20 protein-coding genes, 1 tRNA gene and 1 pseudogene are annotated in these 23,613 nt (G+C 30.3%); 18 read left to right on the top strand and 4 right to left on the bottom strand.

Annotated features, from left to right (window positions below; genetic code table 11):
* Window positions 1-7: 7 nt before the first annotated feature.
* Together AJ936_RS10765 and AJ936_RS10770 are read right to left on the bottom strand one after the other, a co-directional pair.
* Window positions 8-1,122, bottom strand: a pseudogene (locus AJ936_RS10765) (autotransporter outer membrane beta-barrel domain-containing protein); the annotation flags it as partial.
* A 118-nt stretch (window positions 1,123-1,240) separates the two neighbouring features.
* A complete protein-coding gene (locus AJ936_RS10770) occupies window positions 1,241-2,290 on the bottom strand; it encodes a hypothetical protein (protein WP_070274197.1) in 1,050 nt (349 codons plus the stop codon).
* Window positions 2,291-2,578: 288 nt separating this feature from the next.
* Here AJ936_RS10770 and fdhD point away from each other — a divergent pair, with 288 nt between their 5' ends.
* The 7 genes from fdhD (at window position 2,579) to putP (ending at window position 13,127) form a co-directional block, all read left to right on the top strand.
* Window positions 2,579-3,361, top strand: coding sequence for a formate dehydrogenase accessory sulfurtransferase FdhD (fdhD, locus tag AJ936_RS05850; RefSeq protein ID WP_070210370.1), 783 nt, complete (start codon window positions 2,579-2,581; stop codon window positions 3,359-3,361).
* On the top strand, window positions 3,354-4,091 hold the full coding sequence (locus AJ936_RS05855) for a winged helix-turn-helix domain-containing protein (protein ID WP_002862159.1): 738 nt from the start codon (window positions 3,354-3,356) through the stop codon (window positions 4,089-4,091). The genes fdhD and AJ936_RS05855 overlap by 8 nt, the downstream gene beginning before the upstream one ends.
* A 112-nt stretch (window positions 4,092-4,203) precedes the next feature.
* Entirely contained in the window at window positions 4,204-6,306 is a 2,103-nt protein-coding gene (gene ccaA / locus AJ936_RS05860) for an aspartate chemotaxis receptor CcaA (protein WP_002862158.1), read from the top strand.
* Between the two features lie 110 nt (window positions 6,307-6,416).
* Window positions 6,417-6,989: a sulfurtransferase-like selenium metabolism protein YedF gene (yedF, locus tag AJ936_RS05865; RefSeq protein ID WP_002867054.1), complete on the top strand. Its 573-nt coding sequence runs from the start codon at window positions 6,417-6,419 to the stop codon at window positions 6,987-6,989.
* Between the two features lie 10 nt (window positions 6,990-6,999).
* Entirely contained in the window at window positions 7,000-8,022 is a 1,023-nt protein-coding gene (selD, locus tag AJ936_RS05870) for a selenide, water dikinase SelD (RefSeq protein WP_079861677.1), read from the top strand.
* A gap of 129 nt (window positions 8,023-8,151) precedes the next feature.
* Complete coding sequence (locus tag AJ936_RS05875) at window positions 8,152-11,640, top strand: proline dehydrogenase family protein (RefSeq protein WP_070274199.1); 3,489 nt, start codon at window positions 8,152-8,154, stop codon at window positions 11,638-11,640.
* Window positions 11,641-11,657: 17 nt separating this feature from the next.
* Window positions 11,658-13,127 carry a sodium/proline symporter PutP gene (gene putP, locus AJ936_RS05880; protein WP_070274200.1) on the top strand — a complete coding sequence of 490 codons (1,470 nt, stop codon included), beginning with the start codon at window positions 11,658-11,660 and terminating at the stop codon, window positions 13,125-13,127.
* Window positions 13,128-13,141: 14 nt separating this feature from the next.
* On the opposite strand, the gene yedF (AJ936_RS05885) is transcribed toward putP, so the two are convergent.
* Both yedF (AJ936_RS05885) and yedE read right to left on the bottom strand, forming a co-directional pair.
* Complete coding sequence (gene yedF / locus AJ936_RS05885) at window positions 13,142-13,369, bottom strand: sulfurtransferase-like selenium metabolism protein YedF (protein WP_002862153.1); 228 nt, start codon at window positions 13,367-13,369, stop codon at window positions 13,142-13,144.
* Window positions 13,370-13,372: 3 nt separating this feature from the next.
* A complete protein-coding gene (yedE, locus tag AJ936_RS05890; RefSeq protein WP_070274201.1) occupies window positions 13,373-14,581 on the bottom strand; it encodes a selenium metabolism membrane protein YedE/FdhT in 1,209 nt (402 codons plus the stop codon).
* Between the two features lie 139 nt (window positions 14,582-14,720).
* On the opposite strand from yedE, the gene AJ936_RS05895 reads away from it, so the two are divergent.
* The 11 genes from AJ936_RS05895 to ccoO all read left to right on the top strand — a co-directional run bounded on the left by AJ936_RS05895 (window position 14,721) and on the right by ccoO (window position 23,611).
* Window positions 14,721-14,818 (top strand) — tRNA-Sec (locus AJ936_RS05895).
* A 27-nt stretch (window positions 14,819-14,845) separates the two neighbouring features.
* Entirely contained in the window at window positions 14,846-16,096 is a 1,251-nt protein-coding gene (locus tag AJ936_RS05900; RefSeq protein ID WP_002862151.1) for an adenylosuccinate synthase, read from the top strand.
* Window positions 16,093-16,521 carry a flagellar export protein FliJ gene (locus tag AJ936_RS05905; RefSeq protein WP_070274202.1) on the top strand — a complete coding sequence of 143 codons (429 nt, stop codon included), beginning with the start codon at window positions 16,093-16,095 and terminating at the stop codon, window positions 16,519-16,521. Before AJ936_RS05900 ends, AJ936_RS05905 begins: the two co-directional genes overlap by 4 nt.
* On the top strand, window positions 16,514-17,032 hold the full coding sequence (locus AJ936_RS05910; RefSeq protein ID WP_002880458.1) for a MotE family protein: 519 nt from the start codon (window positions 16,514-16,516) through the stop codon (window positions 17,030-17,032). Before AJ936_RS05905 ends, AJ936_RS05910 begins: the two co-directional genes overlap by 8 nt.
* A gap of 92 nt (window positions 17,033-17,124) precedes the next feature.
* Window positions 17,125-17,676 carry a DUF507 family protein gene (locus AJ936_RS05915; RefSeq protein WP_002851269.1) on the top strand — a complete coding sequence of 184 codons (552 nt, stop codon included), beginning with the start codon at window positions 17,125-17,127 and terminating at the stop codon, window positions 17,674-17,676.
* The gene (carA, locus tag AJ936_RS05920; RefSeq protein WP_002880457.1) at window positions 17,676-18,794 is read left to right on the top strand and encodes a glutamine-hydrolyzing carbamoyl-phosphate synthase small subunit; all 1,119 of its coding nucleotides are present in this window, start codon (window positions 17,676-17,678) and stop codon (window positions 18,792-18,794) included. The genes AJ936_RS05915 and carA overlap by 1 nt, the downstream gene beginning before the upstream one ends.
* The gene (locus tag AJ936_RS05925; RefSeq protein WP_002870873.1) at window positions 18,791-19,450 is read left to right on the top strand and encodes a sulfite exporter TauE/SafE family protein; all 660 of its coding nucleotides are present in this window, start codon (window positions 18,791-18,793) and stop codon (window positions 19,448-19,450) included. Before carA ends, AJ936_RS05925 begins: the two co-directional genes overlap by 4 nt.
* Window positions 19,447-20,658: a butyrate sensor histidiine kinase-like phosphatase BumS gene (gene bumS / locus AJ936_RS05930; RefSeq protein WP_002862144.1), complete on the top strand. Its 1,212-nt coding sequence runs from the start codon at window positions 19,447-19,449 to the stop codon at window positions 20,656-20,658. The genes AJ936_RS05925 and bumS overlap by 4 nt, the downstream gene beginning before the upstream one ends.
* 2 nt (window positions 20,659-20,660) lie before the next feature.
* On the top strand, window positions 20,661-21,341 hold the full coding sequence (gene bumR / locus AJ936_RS05935; protein ID WP_002862143.1) for a butyrate response regulator transcription factor BumR: 681 nt from the start codon (window positions 20,661-20,663) through the stop codon (window positions 21,339-21,341).
* A gap of 125 nt (window positions 21,342-21,466) precedes the next feature.
* The gene (gene ccoN / locus AJ936_RS05940; RefSeq protein WP_002880455.1) at window positions 21,467-22,933 is read left to right on the top strand and encodes a cytochrome-c oxidase, cbb3-type subunit I; all 1,467 of its coding nucleotides are present in this window, start codon (window positions 21,467-21,469) and stop codon (window positions 22,931-22,933) included.
* Window positions 22,934-22,945: 12 nt separating this feature from the next.
* Window positions 22,946-23,611, top strand: a complete 666-nt coding sequence (gene ccoO / locus AJ936_RS05945; RefSeq protein ID WP_002870875.1) for a cytochrome-c oxidase, cbb3-type subunit II — start codon at window positions 22,946-22,948, stop codon at window positions 23,609-23,611.
* Window positions 23,612-23,613 lie beyond the last annotated feature (2 nt).

Here is a 23,613-nt window from a genome sequence, read left to right on the forward strand (position 1 = left end):
TTTAAGATTAAAATTTATACTTAAGTCCTACTTGACCACTTAAGTAAGTTTCATTTTTATTATCTACTTTACCTGCTAGTATTTGTTTAGCACCAAAGCCAAGATTCATACTGAGTTGATTTGTAAAATCTATATTACCCCCTACGATAATTTGCCCATATGTTTTTTTCTTGTTGTTAGCTTCTACACTAGTAAAGAAAGCATTATTTACAGCTAGGTTAGCTGTGTAATCATCACCACTATTGATAACAAATTGTTCTATTTTTGGAGTTACAAAAATATAAGAGTTTTCATTCATATATTTTCTAAATTCAGCACCCACTTCAACACTTACAGAATTGTTTTTCATAGAATCAATATCTTTAGCAATAGCACCATTTTCTGTATGAGATGGAGTATAACTAAAATAATAATTTATCCCTGCAAAAGGTTTGATAAATAAAGTATTATCACTAAAGTCAAACACACGACCTGCATTAGCACTAAGTCCTAAGAATTTGCTTGTATAATCTGAGTTATATGCACCATCTGTTTGAATATTGTCTTGTTTAGTTGGAGAAACTTGAGCATAAGCTTTAAGATTAAGTTCCCATTGTGGAGCTACATTGATAGTAGAATACATACCTAATTGGAAGTTATCACTTTTTTGTTCTAAATTATTGTCTTTGATTTTAGCATTTGCATAAGTAAAATAAGCACCCCATAAAACATTATCATTAGCTTGTTTATCTACCCCTACGGTAGCACCATACATTGCACCACTATCTCCATCGATAATGTTAGCACCACCAAAAGCATTAGCCCAAATACTATTGGTATATTCATTTACATAGCTTGGTCTCATATCACTATCTAAAGCAGCAAATTTAAGATCATTCATTTTAGAAGCATAAGTTCCAAAAGGATTGTTTAACATTGCTACACGAGAGCCTATAGAAACATCATTAGAAATATTCATAGTGGTATTAACTGCACTAGAAGCTGAATTGAGATTAGATACAGATTTACCTGTATTGTCTGTGTCTTTTTTGATTTGTAGGGCTAGTTTTACACCGCTAAAACTTTTTAAATCTAGTCCTAAACCTTGTCTACAAGTTTGTCTGCGATTTCTCTAAGATTAAGTACAGCATTATATTCAGCACTTCCTTCTTTAAGGTTGTATAATTTTACTACTTCTTTGTCTAAGTTTGGATTGTTTTCGCCTTTTTGTATTATTTCATTTAATTTATTTTTTTGGTCTTCAAGCTGTTTTTTTTATTTGTTCATTATCATTAAATTGTTTTATTAGTTTTTCTAGCATTTTTAAGTCAATTTTTAATTGAGTTAGAGTATTTTTTAAATGCTCAGTTGCTGTTCCATTTGCTACCAAGCATTTGTTAGATCCGCAATTTACTTCTTTTAAATTGTAATCTACTAATTCCATATCCAGCAAATTTTTATCAAGTGTTATACTTTGAAAGGTGTCTTGATTTTTATCTATATCGATATAATCACTTGCAAATTTGCCATATGAAGCTTCAGCTGTATTTGATGTGCTTATATCCTTATTAAATCCTTGTGCTTGGATTAAAAGTGTGTTTTTAGCAAGCAAATCTCTAAAAGATGTACCATTTACGCTAAATTTAGAATTAGTGATATTCGCATTATTAGTAACTTTTATAGAATAATTTTGCACTGCATAAGGATTGCCAAATTCAAAAAAGGTTTTGTCTGCATTTAAATTTCCATTTACGACAAGGTTATTTCCATATACAGATACTCTTGAGCCTTTTTGTGTATCATCTTCTACTAAATTAGTTCCGCTAAGGCTTAAATCTCCATTGAACACCGAGCCGCTTTGATTGACATATAAATTCATATCTTTAAGTATGGTTTCTTTAGCATTTACATAAAGATTTGCAATGTAAGAACTTTCCATACCAACATTTTCGATATTTAAAGTATTTTTATCACCCAAATCAAAGACATACTTAAATTCATCAGTATCGATATCTTTATCATCTGGATTTAAAAAGCTTTCATCATCAAATCTAGGAATGTTTGATTTTATGGTTAAATCATTGCCTTTTAAACTATCTCCATTTATTAAAACTACATCTTGCCCTTTAACTTCAAAATAATCTTGCAGATTTTTTCCGCTAATCCCATCTAGTTCTATTTCAGTTGGTGTTGTCTGAGCTTCAACTAAGGTATTTTTAGAATTTAAATCTACTGCCATTACATTGCTACAAAGTGCAGCACCTAAGCCAAAACCCACTAAAACTTTACTCGCCGAAAACGAAAGCTTCATAAATTCTCCTTATACAAAAAATAAAAAACCATTATACCCCCCCCCCATAAAAAAGAGCTTAAGAAGTAATTTTATAAAGAGAAAATTTTATTTTTGTTTTTAAATTTCAAATTGTTAGTATATTTTCACTTGAAGAGTTTAAAGAGTAAATTTATGTTTTTTTGATATAAAATGCTTTAAAATTCTTAAAAATTATAAATTAAATCCCTATTTTTTTATCAGTATTACTTTTAATTATGTTTTTTTGATATAATTAAATTTTTAAAATAACGCGAAAAGAGAAAGCTTATGGAACCCTTATTTACAACCCAAATTTTAAAATATAAAGGTGATGAATCTTTTACATGCGATGATACTTTAGTACGTGAAATTAAGCTTGAAATTTTTATTAATGATGAAAAAGTAGGTGCTTTAATGGCAACTCCTGTAGATGAACAGGCACTAGCAATAGGGTATTTAATGAGCGAAAATATCATTGCAAAAGTAAGCGATATTGAGAACATAGAAACAAAAGATGATGGTATGAGTGTGCATATCAAAGCAAAGATTGATAAAGAAAATTTAGCAAAGCTTAATGCTGAAGGCGTAGTTATAAGTGGTTGTGGTAGAGCACATACTGCAAATATCGATTTAGAAGCCATTGAAGCGAGTAAAATTAGTTCTGATGTAAAATTTAGCAAAGATGAAATTTTAAAACAAATGAGTACTTTTTATACTCAATGCGAGCTTTACGAGAAAACAGGCTGTGTGCATACGGCTAAGCTTTTTGTAGATGAGAAAACTTTTTTTATAGGTGAAGATATAGCTCAACATAATACCATAGATAAAGCTTTAGGAAAAGCACGTTTAGCTGGGGTTGATTTAAGTCAATGTTTTTTAATGGTTAGTGGAAGGCTAAGTTCTGAAATGGTAGCTAAAGCAGTTATGCATAAAATTTCAGTGCTTGTTTCACGCACGGCTCCTACTTGTTTAGGGGTTATGATAGCAAGAAAATTTGATTTAACGCTTTGTGGTTTTGCTAGAGAAAATAAGATCAATATTTATAGTGGAGAATTTAGAATTCATGGATAAAAATCAAGAAAAAGAAATCATCTCATACATGAGAGAATTGTTAAATAGTAATGAAAAATTAGATTGTGGTACGGCTTTTAAAATTGCAAAGAAATTTAATATAAATATAGAAAAAATCGGACAATTAGCCGATGAAAATCACATGAGAATTGATAATTGCGAGTTGGGGCAATTTGGACATTTAGATTTTGAAAAAGCAAAGATTGAAGTGCTTAAAAAAATAGAACCTAGTTTAGATGAAAAGCGTAGAATTTTTTGTAAAGATGCAAGAGATATTGCTAAAGAAGGTTGTGGACTTAAAAGTATGCGTTCAGCTTTAAAAGCTTATAAGGTTGATGTAAAGTATTGTCAACTTGGTTGTTTTAAAGAAAAAAAAGGTAAGCAATTTATAGTAAGAACAAAAACTTGGATTGAAAATGCGGATGGAGATTTGCTTTTTGGACGAGGAAAAACAGAACTTTTAGAGCTTATCGGACAAACAGGTAGTTTATTGCATGCTTCTAAACTTATGGGGATTAATTATAAAAAAGCTTGGATGCATTTACAAACCTTACAAAAAAATTCTCAAGAAATTTTAGTTAGCACACGACAAGGACGCTCTAAAGAATCAGGAACAAAACTTACTCCTAGAGCTTTGGAATTAATGGAAAATTACTCTATTTTGCAAAAGGATATAGAAGAATACGCTAATAAACGCTTTAAAGAATTGTTCTTAAAAGGAAAAAAATAAATCTTCTATCAAAAAATACTAATACATAATATTTTTATAATTAGTTAATAGTATTTTTTTAAAAAATATGTTAAAATATAAAATCCAAAATTTTATTTTAGGAGTTATTAAGATGTTTAAATCTTTAAATATAGGTTTAAAACTTATTTTTTCTGTAGCAACTGTTGTTGTTATTGGGCTTATTATTCTAATTTCATTAATCACAAAACAAGTAAGTCAAAATATTACCAAAAATACAGAAGATATTCTAGCTTCTATCACGAAAGAATATGCTACCCAAACTCAAGGAATTTTTGGGGAAATGATTGCTTTAAATAAAAGTATTTCAGGTACTTTAACAGAAATGTTTAGATCAACTTCAAAAGAAAATTTAGATATAGACAGTATAACAAATATTATAACCAATACTTTTGATAATAGTGCTTATTCTAATTTTACTTATTTGTATCTTATCGATCCGCCAGAATATTTTAAAGAGGAGAGTAAATTTTTCAATACTCAAAGTGGAAAATTTGTTATGCTTTATGTTGATGAAGAAAAAGATAGTAAAGGCGGGATAAAAGCAATACAAGCTAGTGATGAAATAGCTAATTTACAAGTTGTGCAAGATATATTAAAAAAAGCAAAATATGGGGAAAATAAAGTATATATAGGACGTCCTATTAGGATGAATTTAGAAGGTCAAGATTTTGATGCTGTAAATATTGCTATGCCTATATTTGACCGAAAGAATCAAGTTGTAGGTGTTATCGGTATGACTTTGAATTTTTCGGCTATTGCTACTTATCTTTTAGATCCCAAGAGTCAAAAATATGATGGAGAATTAAGAGTTCTTTTAAATTCAGATGGTCTTGTTGCAATTCACCCTAATAAAAATTTGGTTTTAAAAAATTTAAAAGATGTCAATCCTAACAAAGGCGCACAAGAGACTTATAAGGCTATGAGCGAAGGAAAAAATGGAGTTTTTAACTATATAGCTTTTGATGGTGATGATTCTTATGCCGCGATTAATAGTTTTAAAGTGCAAGATAGCTCTTGGACAGTTTTGGTAACTGCCCCTAAATATTCAGTTTTTGAACCTTTGAAAAAATTACAATTAATTATTATTAGCGCATCTTTTATTTTTATTTTTGTTGTTTTGGGAGTGGTTTATTATTGCGTAAGAAAAATTGTTGCAACAAGATTACCAATTATTCTTAACTCTTTAGAATCTTTTTTCCGTTTCTTAAATCATGAAAAAATTGAGCTTAAATTAATTAAAATTCGAGCCAATGATGAATTAGGGGCAATGGGAAGAATCATAAATGAAAATATTGAAAAGATTCAAATATCTTTAGAGCAAGATCAAAATGCTGTAGATGAATCGGTGCAAACTGCTAAAGAAATTGAAAAAGGTAATTTAACTGCAAGAATTACTAAAAATCCTATAAACCCTCAATTAGTAGAACTTAAAAATGTTCTTAATAGAATGCTTGATGTTTTGCAAAGTAAAATTGGTTCTAATATGAATGAAATTAATAGAGTTTTTGATAGTTATAAAGCGCTTGATTTTAGCACAGAGGTGCTTGATGCTAAAGGCGAAGTTGAGATTACAACTAATATTTTAGGTAAAGAAATTAAAAAGATGCTTGTAGCTTCTTCAAATTTTGCTAAAGATTTAGCCAATCAGTCAGAAGAGTTAAAAAATTCTATGCAAAAACTTGCTGATGGCTCTAATGCACAAGCGAGTTCTTTAGAACAATCGGCTGCAGCTGTAGAGGAGATTAATTCTTCTATGCAAAATGTAAGTGGAAAAACAGTTGAGGTTGCTTCGCAAGCTGATGATATAAAAAATATTGTCAATGTGATTAAAGATATCGCTGAGCAAACGAATCTTCTTGCTTTAAATGCAGCTATTGAAGCTGCACGTGCTGGAGAACATGGGCGTGGTTTTGCAGTTGTTGCAGATGAGGTAAGACAGCTTGCGGAAAGAACAGGGAAATCCTTATCTGAAATCGAGGCAAATATTAATATACTTGTTCAAAGCGTAAATGAAGTAGCAGAATCTGTAAAAGAACAAACAGCAGGAATCACACAGATTAACGATGCTATAGCACAACTTGAAACTGTAACTAAGGAAAATGTCGAAGTTGCAAATGTTACCAATAATATAACAAATGAAGTCAATCAAATTGCTGCAGCAATTCTTGAAGATGTGAATAAAAAAAGATTTTAAAAAAGCTCATTTTTGAGCTTTTGAATTTTTTCTATATTATTTAAAATTTTTAAACACAAAACAAGTAATAAAATAATATTATTTTTCAAAGCTAATATCAAGGAAAAATAATGAAAATTGATTGTCGCAATCTTTCTTGTCCTCAGCCTATAGTTGAAACAAAAAACGCTCTTGAAAAACTTCAAGAAAATGAAATTTTAGAAATTGTTTTAAATTCTATTATTTCAAAAAATAATGTTGTAAAATTTCTTAACTCTTTAAATTTAAATCCTATTATAGATGAAAATGCACAAGAGTTTTGCATCAAAGTGCAAAAAAAGAATTTTAATTCTAGTGAAGTAAATATTCACGATTATAATGTTTTATTTTTAAAAACCGACAAAGTGGGTGAGGGTGAATTGGGACAAAATTTACTTGTAGGATTTTTAAGTACCTTAAAAAATTTAGATCATGCTCCAAGTAAAATTCTTTGCGTAAATGAAAGTGTTTTAATCAATGTTGATGAAAATCATAAAGCACATTTAGCTATGAAAGAACTTGAAAATTTAGGTATTGAGATCATAAGTTGCGGAGCTTGTTTGGAATTTTTTAATAAAAGCAAAGAACTTAAAATAGGAAATATAGGCAATGCTTATGAAATTTTAAACGAGCTTTTTGGTAAAGCAAAGATTATTACTTTGTAAAGGAAAAACACTGCAATATAAAAATCAAAATTTAACGCATTTTGTTAAAGCAGCAGGCTGAGCAGCGAAATTAAGCCCGGGTGGTCTTAAAACAATTTTAAATTTCATGCAAAAAACCCCTGCCTTACTTAGCGATATTGGAAATAATGAAGATGCAAGTGTATATCAAATCAGCCGCGATTTAGCTTTGGTGCAAACGCTTGATTTTATCACTCCTATAGTAGATAGTGCTTATCATTTTGGTACTATTGCCGCAGCAAATGCTTTAAGCGATGTTTTTGCTATGGGTGCAGAGGTGATTAATGCCTTAAATATAGTAGGTTTTGATACTTGTAATCATGATTTAAATATCTTAAAAGAGCTTTTAGAAGGTGCAAATGATAAGATTCAAGAATGCAATGCTTTAGTTGTGGGTGGCCATACTATAGAAAGCACTGAGCTTTTTTTTGGACTTAGTGTTACAGGAAAAGTACATCCTAGTAAATTTATTGCTAATAATACTTCTAAAGTTGGAGATTGTATCATTTTAACCAAGCCTTTAGGAACAGGAATTTTAAGTACAGCTTTAAAGGCACAAATGCTAAATCAAAAACATTTAGATATAATGCTTAAAAGTATGATGGAGTTAAATTATAAAGCCAGTCAAATTGCTCTTAAATTTCACCCAAGCGCCATGAGTGATGTCACAGGTTTTGGACTTTTAGGTCATTTAAAAGAAATGCTAAATAAAAATATTTCTTTTGAAATTTTTGAAAGTGAACTTCCTTTTTTAGATGGAGTAAAAGAGTATTTTAATATGGGTTTAATTCCTGCTGGAGCTTATAAAAATTTAGAATTTATAAAAGAACTTATCCCTGATTTAAATGAAGAAAAATTATTACTTTGTGATCCACAAACTTCAGGAGGACTTTTAATTTCTATAAGTGAAAAAGATTCCTTAGAATGTTTAAAAAAACTAGAAGATGAAAATATTCAAGCTAAAATTATTGCTAAGGTTGTAAATAAGCAAGAAAATGATATTATCATTTCTTAATTTTTGTTACTTATATACCCATTAAAATTTTTTTTATCATTTTTTATACATTTTCTATGATTTAAAATATTATTTTTATCTTATTTATATATTATTTATTAAAATTTATTTTATCTTAGGAGATACGAAATGATACAAAAAGCTTTAGCCTTAGCTGAAGAATTACAAGGACAAATAGAAGCCAATATTTCAAATTCTGAAAAAGAATTTCATGCTAAAATGCAAAAACTTCTTAATAATCCCAAAAATAAAGTTATGCTTATAGAGCTTTTAGATCGTTCTTTTAGATGTAAAGATAAAAATGCAAGTTTTGAGCTTATAGAATATACTTTGAGTAAATATGGCATAGCGGATTTTTTTAGCACTTTTGAAAAATTCCTACTTTTTAGCTTTTTAAATTTTGGAAAATTTGCTCCTAATTTAAGTGTACCTTTTTTTGTCAAACATTTAAGAGAAGATACTAAAGCTATGGTTCTAGATGCAAATCTTAGTGTTTTAGAACCACATATTAAGAAAAGAAAAGAGCAAGATAAAATTACCTTAAATGTGAATTTAATCGGCGAAGAGGTTTTAGGTGAAGCTGAGAGTAAATATCGTATGCAAAAATACGAAGAAGCCTTAAAATCAAGCTATATCACTTATATTTCCATAAAAATTACTACTATTTTTTCACAAATTAATATTATAGATTTTAATTATTCCAAAGAAGAGGTCGTAAAAAGACTAGATTATCTTTATGCTTTAGCCTTAGAAGAAGAAAAAAAACAAGGTGTATCTAAATTTATCAATCTGGATATGGAAGAATTTAGGGATTTAGAGCTCACCGTTGCAGCTTTTATGGAAAGTGTGGCTAAATTTGATATTAAAGCGGGGATTGTTTTGCAAGCTTATATTCCTGATTCTTATAAGTATCTTAAAAAACTTTTTGCTTTTTCAAAAGAGAGGGTTTTAAAAGGTATGAAGCCTATTAAGATCCGTTTTGTTAAGGGTGCTAATATGGAAAGTGAAGAAACCATTGCGTCTCAAAGGGGTTGGGAGCTTCCTACTTTTTACAAAAAAATAGATACTGATAGTAATTATAATAAAATGCTTGATTTTATTCTTGAAGGAGATAATTATAAATACATCAACATAGGAATTGCAAGTCATAATATCTTTGAGATTGCTTATGCTTATACACGCATAAGTGAAGTGGGTGCTTTGGATTCTTTTACTTTTGAAATGCTTGAAGGTATGAGTTTGCAATGTTCTTATGAATTATCTAAAATGCATGATCTAATCCTTTATGCCCCAGTTTGCGATGAAGCACATTTTAACAATGCCATTGCTTATCTTGTAAGACGCCTTGATGAAAATACAAGTGAAGATAATTTTATGCGTTATTTTTTCAATCTTAAAGTAGGAGATAAGAACTGGAATATCCAAAAAGAACTTTTTTTAAAATCTTTAGAAGGCATAAAAACTCTTGATAATACTACACATCGTAAGCAAGATAGAAATAAAGAATCAAATATCATAAGTTCTTATGAAAGTAAAAAATTTAGCAATGAAAGCGATACGGATTTTATTTTAGCACAAAATAGAGCGTGGGCTAAAGAAATTAAAACTAAATATGAAAATTTAAAAGATTATGATGTTTATCCTGTTATAGGCGAACTTGATTTTAAAGCAGAAAATTTAAATGTTTTAGAAGTTAAAGATAAGATCGAAGATAGAGTTATAGGAAAGGCTTATTTAGCAGGAGAAAAAGAAATCAAACAAGCTTTAGAAGTAGCTAAAAATTCCAAATTTACACAAAAAAGTCATGATGAAATTTATCAAATTTTAGCCAAAAGTGCAAAACTGATGAGAGAAAGAAGAGGGGATTTGATAGGTTTGGCAGCTTTAGAAGTGGGCAAAACCTTTTTAGAGATCGATCCTGAAGTAAGCGAGGCTATTGATTTTATAGAATTTTATCCGCACTCTTTAGAAGAGCTTAAAAAACAAAATCCAAAAGTTAAATTCACACCTAAAGGCATAGGGGTTACCATAGCTCCTTGGAATTTTCCTATAGGGATTTCAGTAGGTACTATAGCTGCACCACTAGCTGCAGGTAATGTGGTGATTTATAAACCTTCTTCACTTTCAACCCTAACAGGTTATATGCTTTGTAAGTGTTTTTGGGATGCAGGTATTCCAAAAGATGCTTTGATTTTCTTACCTTCAAAAGGAAGCGATATTTCTAAATATTTACTTGTTGATGAAGCGATTAAATTTTCAATTCTTACAGGAGGAGAGGATACTGCTTATGCTATGTTAAAAGCTAATCCAACCTTGCTTTTAAGTGCTGAAACGGGAGGAAAGAATGCGACTATAGTTTCTAAATTTGCTGATCGTGATAGTGCGATTAAAAATATCATTCATTCTGCTTTTAGCAATAGCGGTCAAAAATGTTCAGCTACTTCTTTGCTAGTCTTAGAAGAAGAGGTTTATAATGATGAAGAATTTAAAAAGACTTTAGTGGATGCTGCAAGTTCTATGGCAGTGGGCAGTCCTTTTGAATTTAAAAATAAATTAGGTGCTTTAGCTGATAAGCCAAGTTCTAAAGTTCAAAAGGCTTTAGATGAATTACAACCTTATGAAGAATGGGCATTAAAACCTAAGTTTTTAGAGGATAATCCTTATTTAATGACTCCAGGCATAAAATACGGCACTAAAAAGGGTGATTTTACCCATATGAATGAACTTTTTGTGCCGATTTTAAGTGTAATGAAAGCTAAAGACTTAAAAGAAGCTATTGATATAGTAAATTCCACAGGTTATGGTTTAACTGCAGGTTTTGAAAGCTTAGATGAAAGAGAATGGGAGTATTTTCACACTCATATAGAAGCAGGAAATATTTATATCAATAAACCAACCACAGGGGCTATAGTTCTGCGTCAACCTTTTGGTGGGATTAAAAAATCTGCCATAGGTTTGGGTAGAAAAGTGGGAATTTATAATTATATCACTCAATTTTTAGAGATTAAGCAAGAAGATTTTGATGATCATTTAATTGAAGATAAATTTTCAAAAAAATTAGCACAAATAGATTTAAAAGAAGCACAAGATTTTATGAATGATTTAATTAAAATGTCTCAATCTTATGCTTATCATTATAAAAATGAGTTTAGTGTTTCAAAAGATTATGTCAATATACGTGGAGAAGATAATCTTTTTTCTTATACTAAAATAAAGAATATGGTTTTAAGACTTTGTGGAAATGAAAGCTTAAAAGATGTTTTAGGGGTGATTTTAGGTGCAAATATTGTAAATATTGATCTAAGTATCAGTTATGATGAACAAGATGTTAGTATGATAGAACGAATTGTTCAAAGCATAGGAGCAAAAGTATTATTTTTAAAAGAAAATAAAGAAAATTTTATCAAGAGTATTAAAGAATATGAAAGAGTGCGTTATTTGGCAAAGCCAGATGTAAATGATGAGATTTATAAAGAGGCTGCAAAGCTTGCTAAAATCATCATAAGAGAAAAGCCATTGTTAAATGGTCGTTTTGAACTTTTAAATTATTTTAATGAAAAAGCTTTAAGTATATCTTTTCATCGCTATGGAAATTTAGGCATTAGAGCAATATCTTAATAATTAAGGAGAGATTGATGGAAGTAGTTCAAATTAATACCCCAATAGCAGTGATGTTTGTAGTTTATGCCTTATTGATGCTTTATATAGGTTTTTATTTTTATAAACAAAATAAAAATTCAGAAGATTATTTTTTAGGTGGGCGTACTATGGGGCCTGTGATATCTGCACTTAGTGCAGGGGCTTCTGATATGAGTGGTTGGCTTTTAATGGGATTACCAGGAGCTTTATATGTAAGTGGTTTTATAGATTCTTATATTGCAATTGGGCTTACTATAGGAGCTAGTTTAAATTGGATTTTTGTGGCAAAAAGACTTAGAATTTATACCAGCGTGATTGCAAATTCTTTGACTATTCCTGATTATTTTGAAACTCGTTTTGATGATGATAAACATATACTGCGCATCATATGTGCGGTGGTAATTTTGATATTTTTTACCTTTTATGTTTCATCAGGACTTGTAAGTGGAGCAAAACTTTTTGAAAGTACTTTTGGTATCAGATATGATTATGCTTTAACTACTGGAACGATTATTATTGTTGCTTATACTTTTTTAGGTGGATATAAGGCAGTTTGTTGGACGGATATGATACAAGGGCTTTTAATGATGATGGCTTTAATCATTGTGCCTTTGGTTATGCTTTATCATTTAGGTGGCTTTGGTGAAGCGATGAATATAGTAAGAGAAATAAAGCCACAAGCTTTATCTATGGGCGAAGGAGTAGGAGTTATAAGCATTATATCTGCACTTGCTTGGGGTTTGGGTTATTTTGGTCAACCACATATTTTAGTGCGTTTTATGTCGATTCGTTCTACTAAAGATATTCCTATGGCCACTTTTATAGGTATTGCTTGGATGGCGGTTTGTCTTTTAAGTGCTTGTATGATAGGTGTTTTGGGCATAGCTTATGTGCATAAATTTGAATTAAGTTTGCAAGATCCTGAAAAGATTTTCATCGTGATGTCGCAGCTTTTATTTAATCCTTGGATAGCAGGTATTTTACTCAGTGCTATTTTGGCGGCTATTATGAGTACGGCAAGTTCACAATTGCTGGTTTCAAGTTCTACTATAGCGGAAGATTTTTATAAAAAGATTTTTAGAGAAGATGCGCCAAGTCATGTTGTATTAAATTTAGGTAAATTAGGTGTTTTACTAGTAGCTGTAATAGCGTTTTTGATTTCTACTGATAAAAACTCAAGTGTTTTGAGTATAGTTTCTTATGCATGGGCTGGATTTGGAGCTTCTTTTGGTTCTGTAATGCTTTTTTCTTTATTTTGGAGTAGGATGACAAGAGTAGGAGCGATTTTAGGTATGATAACAGGAGCTGCTACTGTGGTGCTTTGGAAGAATTTTGCAAATTCGGGTCTTTATGAAATAGTTCCAGGGTTTTTAGCAGCTTCGGCGGTGATTATTATTGCAAGTTTGTTTACAAATGTAAGATCTGGAACTAAAGCAGCTTATGAAAAGATGTTAAAAGAGCTTTGAGAACAAAAGCCTTTTTAAGGCTTTTGGATTAAAAATCTTAGTGTGGATCCACTTTGATCGATTTCAAGCACTTTAAAACCACGGTTTTTTGCATCTTGAGGTATGGAATTGATACTTTGTGGGCAATCGCAAAGCACTTCCAAAATTTCTCCACTTTGAAGCTTAGGCAAGACATCGAGTGTTGCTATAGCAGGATAAGGACAAGCTTCACCTTGTAAATTTAAACTATAAGTAATTTTCATTGTTTATCCTTTAAGTTGATTTTTAAAGAAGTGTTTTTTGTAAAATACTACAAAAGCAAACATCAAGATGAATAAAATAAGATTGATAAAAAATCCATTTAAATTTCCAAATTCGGTTAAAAGATTGATTTTTATACCTTCTTTAAAAGCCTTTGGTAAAAAGTCATAACTTAAAGCTAAAATCATAGTTCCTATTATATTTGCAATTCCTACTATCATAAAATGACTTTGTCCTTCAAAGGCACGATAAGCCCAACCACACTCACAACCTCCGGCAAAAACTATACCAAAACCAAACAAAAATGCTCCTACAGCTACAGCAGGAGAAAGTTCTATGAGTTTGCTAGTATGACCTTGCAAGATAAAAGCAAAAGCGATTAAAGAGGCGATAATCATACTGATTAATGCGCCTTTTATAGCATTATCTCTACCAAATAAAAATAAATCTCTAAAGCAAGAAGTAAAACAAATTTGCCCTCTAGAAATAACAAAGCCAAAAACAAAACCAAAAATCAGTGCTAAAGCTAGAAGGCTTTGTTTGTTTTGTGTGCTGATATTGCCATTTGTAAAAACAAGATAAAACACCCAAACTAAAAAGGCCATGAAAAGCAATATGCCTAAGTTAAAATATAATTTTGTACGCAAACTTTGCTTGTTTAACGGCAAGTTTTCTTTATTTACCCGTTCTAATTTAGCTTTAGGTTTAAAAAAGGAAGTGTTGCAAATTTTCACTCCTAGATAAATTCCTAAAACCATAAAAACAGTAAAAAGCCAAGTGTGTAAAGAAAAATAAGGTAAACCTGTAAAAAAATTAGCTAAATTGCATCCAAATGCAAGTCTTGCTCCATATCCTGAAAGAATTCCACCTACTATTGCTTGAAAAATTCTTATATTGCTAGCAGGTAGACGAAATTTGACTTTGTTAGCTAAAAGTGCGGCTACTAAACAACCTATAAACATACCTATGAGCATAATACCATCAGTTCTTGTTAAAGGGGTTCCATTTAAATTTTGCTTTTGGTAATAAGAATATCCATCTAAATTCATACCTAAAAACTCTAAAAACTCACCACCCCAACGCGTCATTTCTCCAGTAACAGCCCAAACGCCACCAAAAATCCCAAAATACACTGCACTTAAAATTCCAAGTGCAATCATAGAACGGGAATTGTCCCAAAAATTGATTAAATATTTTTGTTTAAAAGAATTCAAAGAAAGATCCTAAAAATGTAATCATCAAAACTTGATGCTAAAAAAGAGTGAGATTATAGCTTAAATTTAACATGAAGTCAAAAAGAATATTGATAAATTTATTTTGTTTTTCATTAAAAATCGCTATAATTATCGCTTTGGAAGATTAGCGTATCTGGTGATCGCCACTGACTTCAAATCAGATGAAAGGATAGTTGACTATTCTTTGGGGAGTTCGATTCTCTCATCTTCTCGCCAATATTAAGTAAAATCAAGGAAATTTTTATGAGCAAAGCAGATATTATTGTCGGCATTCAATGGGGCGATGAAGGAAAAGGTAAGGTAGTTGATAAATTATGTGAAAATTATGATTTTGTTTGCAGAAGTGCAGGTGGACACAATGCAGGACATACGATTTGGGTAAATGGTGTAAGATATGCGCTTCATCTTATGCCAAGTGGAGTTTTGCATCCAAGATGTATTAATATTATCGGAAATGGAGTTGTGGTTTCTCCTGAAGTATTGATTGCTGAAATGGCTCAATTTGAAAATTTAAAAGGTAGATTATATATCAGTGATAGAGCTCATTTAAATTTAAAACATCATTCTTTAATAGACATTGCAAAAGAAAAACTCAAAGGCAAAAATGCCATAGGAACAACAGGTAAGGGTATAGGACCTTCTTATGCAGATAAGATTAATCGTACAGGACATAGAGTTGGTGAGCTTTTAGAACCACAAAGACTTTGTGAGGCTTTGATGAAAGATTTTGAAGCTAATAAAACTTTTTTTGAAATGCTTGAAATTGAAATTCCAAGTGCTGAAGAATTGCTTGCTGATTTAAAACGCTTTAATGAAATTTTAACTCCTTATATTACAGATACTACAAGAATGCTTTGGAAGGCTTTAGATGAAGATAAAAGAGTACTTTTAGAAGGAGCTCAGGGCTCTATGCTTGATATTGATCATGGAACTTATCCTTATGTTACAAGTTCAAGTACTATTTCAGCAGGCGCTTTAACAGGACTTGGGTTAAATCCTAAAGAAGCGGGAAATATTATAGGTATTGTAAAAGCTTATGCAACGCGTGTGGGAAATGGAGCTTTTCCTACTGAGGATAAGGGCGAAGATGGAGAAAAAATTGCACAAATTGGAAAAGAAATTGGCGTAAGCACGGGACGTAAAAGACGCTGTGGATGGTTTGATGCGGTTGCTGTAAGATATACAGCAAGGCTTAATGGTCTTGATGCTTTATCTTTGATGAAGCTTGATGTTTTAGATGGTTTTGAAAAGATAAAAATTTGTCGTGCTTATGAATATAAGGGTATGGAAATCGACTACATACCAAGCGATTTAGAAAATGTTCAACCTATTTATGAAGAAATGGATGGTTGGGATAAAGTTTTTGGTATAAAAGATTATGATTTATTGCCAGAAAATGCTAAAAAATATATAGCAAGACTTGAAGAGCTTGCAGGGGTTAAAGTAAAGTATATTTCCACTAGCCCTGAAAGAGATGATACTATCATCTTATGAAAAGTAAATATAATTCTGTTGTAAAAGTAAGAAAACAACAACTTGATAAAGCAGAATCAAATCTTAATCAAGCCAAACAAAGACAGCTTGAACATGAAAAAGCTTATGAACTTTCACGCCAAGAGTGTCAAAGTTTAGGCGTATTGCCAAAATCAGGATCTATAGCAGAGTTAAGATCGAATTTAAGTATGACGCAAGTAGGACGCGAGGCTTTGGCAAGAGCTAAGGAGAAAGTAGAGCTTTCTAAAAAGGAAATGAATCATTATCAGTTTTTATATCAAAAAGCGCATTTAGATTATGAAAAAATGAAGGCTTTGGAAACTGAAGAAATTAAACAAAAACAAAAAGAACTTGCGAAGGCTGAAGAAAAATTTTTAGATGAAATTGCAATCAGTCGTTTTTTCAAAGGGGAAAAAGATGATTAAAAAATTTATATTGTTAGTTTTTATTTCAAGTGTAGTTTTTGGAGCTGAACAAGATTGTGAACAATATTTTGAAGCTAGAAAAGCTCAAATTGAATTGCAAGCTAGAGAATTTGATGAAGCAAGACAATCTTTAGAAGCTTATAAAGCCTCTTTTGAAGCTTTGCAAAAAGAAAGGCTTGAAAATTTAGAAAAAAAAGAGGCTGAGGTTAATGCGACTTTGGCAAAAATTGAAGAATTAAAACTTGAAAACGCAAGGCTTGTAGAAGAACAACAAAAGATTTTAAATTCAATCAATGATAAAACTCAAGGTAGGGTTAAAGAAATTTACTCCCAAATGAAAGATGCAGCCATTGCAGATGTTTTAAGTCAAATGGATGCAGAGGATGCAAGCAAAATAATGCTTTCTTTGGAATCGCGTAAAATTTCAGGTGTTTTATCTAAAATGGATCCAAAAAAAGCCAGCGAGCTTACTTTACTTTTAAAAAATTTAGATAATAATGCTAGTAATTAGGTGATTAAAAAAATGAAAATTTTTCATTTTTAACATTCTTTTACCAAAAATAAGCTATTATTTTAAACATTATTAAATAAAAGGTTTTTAAGATGCGTATAAAATTACCACATATTCCTTATATCGCAAATAAAATGATGTTAGATATAGCTAATTCTTCTTTTGTAGAAATTAAAGATCAGTTAGAAAAGCTTAAGGTATGTATAATAGAAGTTTTAGAGAAAGATATTCTAAATGAAAGAAAATTAGATGAAAGAGTCAAAGAGCTTTTAGAGCAACAAGAAGATGAAATGGAGCTTATGCAAGTAGATCGTAAAAATATGTTTTGGCTTGTGAAGAAAAAGTTAGCTCCTGAATTTAATGTGATTTTAGATTCTGAAGATAGACATAATCATCTAGCGCATCAAATTTTAGAAGAACTTGTAGAGAATGATTATATTAATTTTATAGTGAGTGAAAATAGAGTTAAAAATTTAATCTTTTCAAGCATAGAGTCTTATCTTAAAATTTATGAAAAACTTGAAGATGAGGTTTATGAGAAAATTAGCAATTATAAAACAAAACCTATTCCAGGTAGCGAAGAATACGATCTTATCTTTGAAAAACTCTATCAAGAAGAGCTTAGAAAAAAAGGTATGTTTTAATGAAGGCTTATATTTATTTAGAAAATGATATTTTTTTAAGTGCTAAGGCTTTTGGAAAGAGCGGTACTTTTTTTGGAGAGCTTGTATTTAACACTTCTTTAACAGGGTATCAAGAAATTATTTCAGATCCTTCTTATGCAGGGCAATTTATCGTATTTTCTATGCCAGAAATTGGTATAGTAGGAACCAATGAAAATGATAATGAAAGTAAGGAAATTTTTGCAAGTGGTGTTTTAATGCGTGAATTAAGTTCCAGTTTTTCAAATTTTCGCGCTAAAGAAAGTCTGCAAGATTATCTTGAAAAACATGGAAAAATAGGAATTTATGAACTTGATACGAGATATCTAGTAAAAATGATAAGAAATAATGGCAATTTAAGAGCTGTAATTTCAACTGAAATTTCAAATAAAGAAGATTTAAAAATCGCCTTAGAAAAATCAGCAAAAATTGATGAAGTAAATTTTGTAAAAGAAGTTAGCACTAAGAAAAATTATTCTCACAAACAAGGCGTTTGGAATGCTAGTTTTCAAAAATTTAATGACGCTAAAAGAGGCGAGAAAAAAGTTGCTGTTATAGACTATGGTGTTAAAACAAATATCTTAAATGAACTCGTAGAAGTAGGTTTTGAAGTAGAAGTTTATCCATATAATATTAAAGCAAATGAGTTGATTGCTCTGTATAAAAAAGGTGAAATTCAAGGTGTGTTTCTTTCTAATGGTCCAGGTGAGCCAAGAATTTTAAAACAAGAGATTGCAGAGATTAAAAAACTTGCAGAAGCTAAAATTCCTATGCTTGGAATTTGCTTAGGTCACCAGCTTTTAAGCAATGCTTTTGGATATGAAACTTATAAAATGAAATTTGGACAACATGGAGCAAATCATCCTGTGATCAATCTTGATACAAAAACGGTAGAAATTACCGCACAAAATCATAATTATAATGTTCCAGAAGAATTAGCTCAAGTGGCTCATATCACTCATAGAAATTTATTTGGCGATAATGTTGAAGGAGTAAGATATAAAGACTATCCTATTATTTCAGTGCAACATCACCCGGAAAGTTCTTCAGGTCCTCATGAAAGTAAGTACATTTTTAAAGAATTTATGAATTTGATGTGAGTATAGATTTTTTAGCTATTATCAGCGTTGCTTTTTTATCTAGTTTTGGACACTGCTATTCTATGTGTGGTGGTTTTAATTTACTTTTTATAAATTTAAATTCAAAAAGCAATAATTTATTTTTATTAACTTTTATTTATCATTTGTTTAGAATTTTTGCTTATATTGTTTTAGGGATAATTTTTGGGACTTTTGGGAATATCTTGGCAATCAATGCTAAGGTTCAAAGTTTGTCATTTTTTATTCTTGGTATATTTATGATGATTTTGGGTTTTGCTCTTATTTTTAGAGGCAATATGTTATCTTTTATTGAAAATAATGTTTTTTTTGATAGTTTTGTAAAGAAAATTATTAAAAAATCTAAAAATTTTAAAGGATTAAAATCAGCTATATTTTTAGGATTTTCAAATGGTTTTGTTCCTTGTGGATTGGTGTATTTTTTTATAGCCAATGCAATAAGTAAGCAAAATATTTTTGAAGGTATTTTGGTAATGATGATTTTTGGAATATCAACTTTACCTGCGATGTTATTTTTTTCTAAAATTTCACAATTTTTTAGTGATTTTTTGAAAAATTTGTTTAATTATTTATCGTATGGCATTATTGTTTGTTACGGTATAAATCTTGCCTATATAGGTTTTAAGGCTTTTCAATGAAAGATTTTTTTAAAGATCAGTTTTTTAAAGCTCTGGAAAAAAATACAATTTTTTCAAGAGCTGATGTGCAAGGAAATTTAATTTTTGTCAGTGATAAGCTTTGTCAAATAAGTGGATATAGCAAAAAAGAGCTTATAGGAAAAAAACATTCAATATTTAAACATCCAGATGTTGATGAATGTTATGTTGAGAAGCTTTTAAAAGATCTTTCATATAAAAAGCCTTATCAGGTTATTTTTAAAAATATTGATAAATTAGGCAAAACCTTCTATCTTGAAACTTTGTTAATCCCCATATTGGATAAAAATAATGAATTAATAGAAATAGTAGCGCTTTCTCATGATGTCAGTAATTCTTTTAAGCTTAATGAAGAGCTTGCTCTAAATCACGCTAAATTAAGAGAATTAAGTATTAATCTTGAAAATACAGTTAAAAATCACCAACAAGAATTTATACAGTTAGGTAAAAAATTTGAGAAAAAAATGAAAATTGCCTTGGAAAAAAATGAAAAAGATATTAAAATAGCATATGAAGAGATTTTGAAATCTTCATTAGAACAAATGATTAGTGATATAGCACATCAATGGAGACAACCGTTAAATGAGCTTGGTATTGCCATGTTTCAAATGAAGCAAAATCTTAAAGATGAAAAAGGATTTGCTGAAATTTATTCACAATCAAAAGATATGATTAAAAATATGTCAGAAACAATTGATGTGTTTAGAACTTTGTTTAACAAAGGAGTAGAGCAGTGTGTATTTATAAAAGAGACTTTAAATAAAGCCTTAGAAATTGCTTTTGAAACTATAGAAAAAAATCATGTAAATATTAATATTGTTTCGAAAAGTGATTATGAAGTTTTGGCGTATGAGAATGGTTTAATAAGAGTTTTTCTTAATTTGATTTTAAATTCAATAGAGGCATTTAAAAACAAAAAAAGGAAAATCATAACAATAAATTTTTCAAAATTTGGAAAAAACTATCTGAAAATTACAATAAAAGATAATGCTGGTGGGATTGATAAAGAAAATTTAGATAAAATTTTTCAACCTTATTTTACAACAAAACATCCCAGTCAGGGTATAGGAGTAGGACTTTATATAAGTAGACAAATTATTGAAAGTTTCCAAGGAAAAATAAAAGTTAAGAATGGAAAAGATGGGGCTTGTTTTGAGGTATTTTTAAAACTAAAAGAGAGGGTAGAGTAGAAATGTCACAAGAATGTAAAGAATTGATAATATTAGTAGTTGAAGATGAAATTAAGACTAGAGAATCATTGATTAATGTATTAAGCGAACGCTTTAGTAAAGTAATCGGAGCTCAAAATGGAGATGAGGGGCTTAAAAAATTTAAAAAATTTAAGCCGGATTTAGTTATCACAGATATTGCTATGCCTATTATGGATGGGCTTGATATGGCAAGAGAGATTAAGGAAATTTCAGATGATGTCCCAATTGTTGTTCTTAGTGCGTATTCAGAGAAAGAGAGACTTTTGCGTTCTATTGATATTGGTATAGATAAATATTTGATCAAACCTGTTGATATAGAAGAGTTGTTTAAAGTTTTAGATTATCTAATAGGCGAAAAAATTGAAGCAAATATGCTTGTAAAAATTTCTGAAGAATATCAATTTAACAAAACTAAAAGAACTTTGATTTACAATGGTGAAGAAATTGTTTTAACTAAAAAAGAATTAGCTTTTATTTCTTTGCTTTTAAAGCAACCTGGGGCTTTGGTTTTGCATGAAGATATAAAGAAAAATGTTTGGATAGGTGAACATGTGAGTGATACTGCTGTTAGAACTTTTATTAAAAGAGTAAGAGATAAAGTGGGTGAAGATTTTATAAAAAATGTGCCAAGTTTAGGTTATAAGATAAATATCAATAAATAAGACTGATTTAGCCTTAAAATATAAAGCATAACAAATGATTAACAAAATTATCATTTTTAAGAAAAAATGTATAATTAATATTCTATAATATTCTCTTATTATCAAAAATTTTAAGGAGAAAGTCGATGCATCCAGGTAATGTATTAAATTACGACTATACGGTTGCAAGATATTTTATGTTTACAACCGTATTGTTTGGCATTGTTGGTATGGCTATAGGAACTCTTATAGCTTTTCAAATGGCATATCCTAACTTAAATTATTTAGCAGGAGAATATGCTACTTTTTCAAGACTTAGACCACTTCATACTTCAGGTGTGATTTTTGGTTTTATGCTTTCAGGGATTTGGGCAACTTGGTATTATATAGGTCAGCGTGTTCTTAAGGTAAGTATGGCTGAGTCAAGATTTTTAATGGCTGTTGGTAAGCTTCATTTTTGGCTTTATGTGCTTACTATGGTTTTAGCTGTTATATCTTTGTTTATGGGTGTGACTACATCTAAAGAATATGCAGAGCTTGAGTGGCCTTTAGATATTCTTGTTGTTCTTGTTTGGGTTTTATGGGGTGTAAGTATTTTTGGACTTATTGGAATTCGCCGTGAAAAAACTCTTTATATTTCTTTATGGTATTATATAGCTACATTTTTAGGTATAGCTATGCTTTATCTTTTTAACAACATGGAAGTACCAACTTATTTTGTTACTGGAATGGGTAAATGGTGGCATAGTGTATCAATGTATGCAGGAACAAATGATGCTTTAGTACAATGGTGGTATGGACATAATGCTGTGGCATTTGTATTTACTGTGGGTATTATTGCTCAAATTTATTACTTCTTGCCAAAAGAAAGTGGTCAGCCGATTTTCTCTTATAAACTCTCTTTATTTGCATTTTGGGGCTTAATGTTTGTTTATCTTTGGGCAGGTGGTCACCATTTGATTTATTCAACTGTACCTGATTGGATGCAAACTATGGGTTCGGTTTTCTCTATAGTATTGATTTTACCTTCTTGGGGTTCAGCGATTAATATCTTACTTACTATGAAAGGTGAGTGGAGCCAGCTTCGCGAGAGTCCATTGATTAAATTTATGATTTTGGCATCAACTTTCTATATGTTCTCAACACTTGAAGGGCCAATTCTTTCAATTAAGTCTGTTAATGCTTTAGCACACTTTACAGATTGGATTCCAGGACATGTTCATGATGGAACATTAGGTTGGGTAGGATTTATGACTATGGCTGCGCTTTATCATATGACTCCTAGAGTTTTCAAAAGAGAGCTTTATAGCAAATCTTTAATGGAAGCTCAATTTTGGATCCAAACCACAGGTATAGTTCTTTATTTTGCTTCAATGTGGATTGCGGGTATTACTCAAGGTATGATGTGGAGAGCGACAGATGAGTATGGTAACTTGCTTTATAGCTTTATTGATACTGTTGTGGCTATTGTTCCTTATTATTGGATTAGAGCGATTGGTGGATTGTTGTATCTTATCGGTTTCTTTATGTTTACTTATAATATTTACAAAACAATTGCTTGTGGAAGAGTGCTTGATAAAGAACCAAAAAGCGCTTCGCCTATGGCAGCATAAAAAGGAGAAAATATGTTTAGTTGGTTAGAAAAAAATCCATTCTTTTTTGCTGTAGCTGTTTTTGTAGTGATTGCTTATGCAGGCATAGTTGAAGTTTTACCAAATTTTGCAGAAAATGCAAGACCAATTGAAGGTAAAAAACCTTATACAGTTTTACAACTTGCAGGGCGTGCAGTATATATTAAAGATAGTTGTAATGCTTGTCATTCACAGCTTATTCGTCCATTTAAATCAGAAACAGATCGTTATGGTATGTATTCTGTAAGTGGTGAATTTGCTTATGATAGACCTTTTCTTTGGGGCTCAAAAAGAACAGGACCTGATCTTGCTCGTGTAGGAAATTATAGAACAGTTGATTGGCATGAAAATCATATGTGGGATCCTACTTCTGTTGTTCCAGATTCTATTATGCCTTCATATAAGCATATGTTTAAAAATAATGCAGATATTGAAACTGCTTATGCTGAGGCTTTAACTGTGAAAAAAGTTTTCAATGTTCCTTATGATACAGAAAATGGAACAAAACTTGGTTCTTGGGAGGATGCACAAGCTGAAGTAAAAGCTGAAGCTCAGGCTATAGTTGATCAAATGAAAAATCAAGAAGTAAAAGATGCTTTTGCTAAAGGTGAAATCAAAGAAATAGTTGCTTTGATCGCTTATTTAAATAGCTTAAAGTAAAA

Origin of the sequence: Campylobacter sp. BCW_6877 (assembly GCF_001762445.1) — a bacterium.
In the GTDB taxonomy this organism is placed as follows: Bacteria; Campylobacterota; Campylobacteria; order Campylobacterales; family Campylobacteraceae; genus Campylobacter_D; species Campylobacter_D jejuni.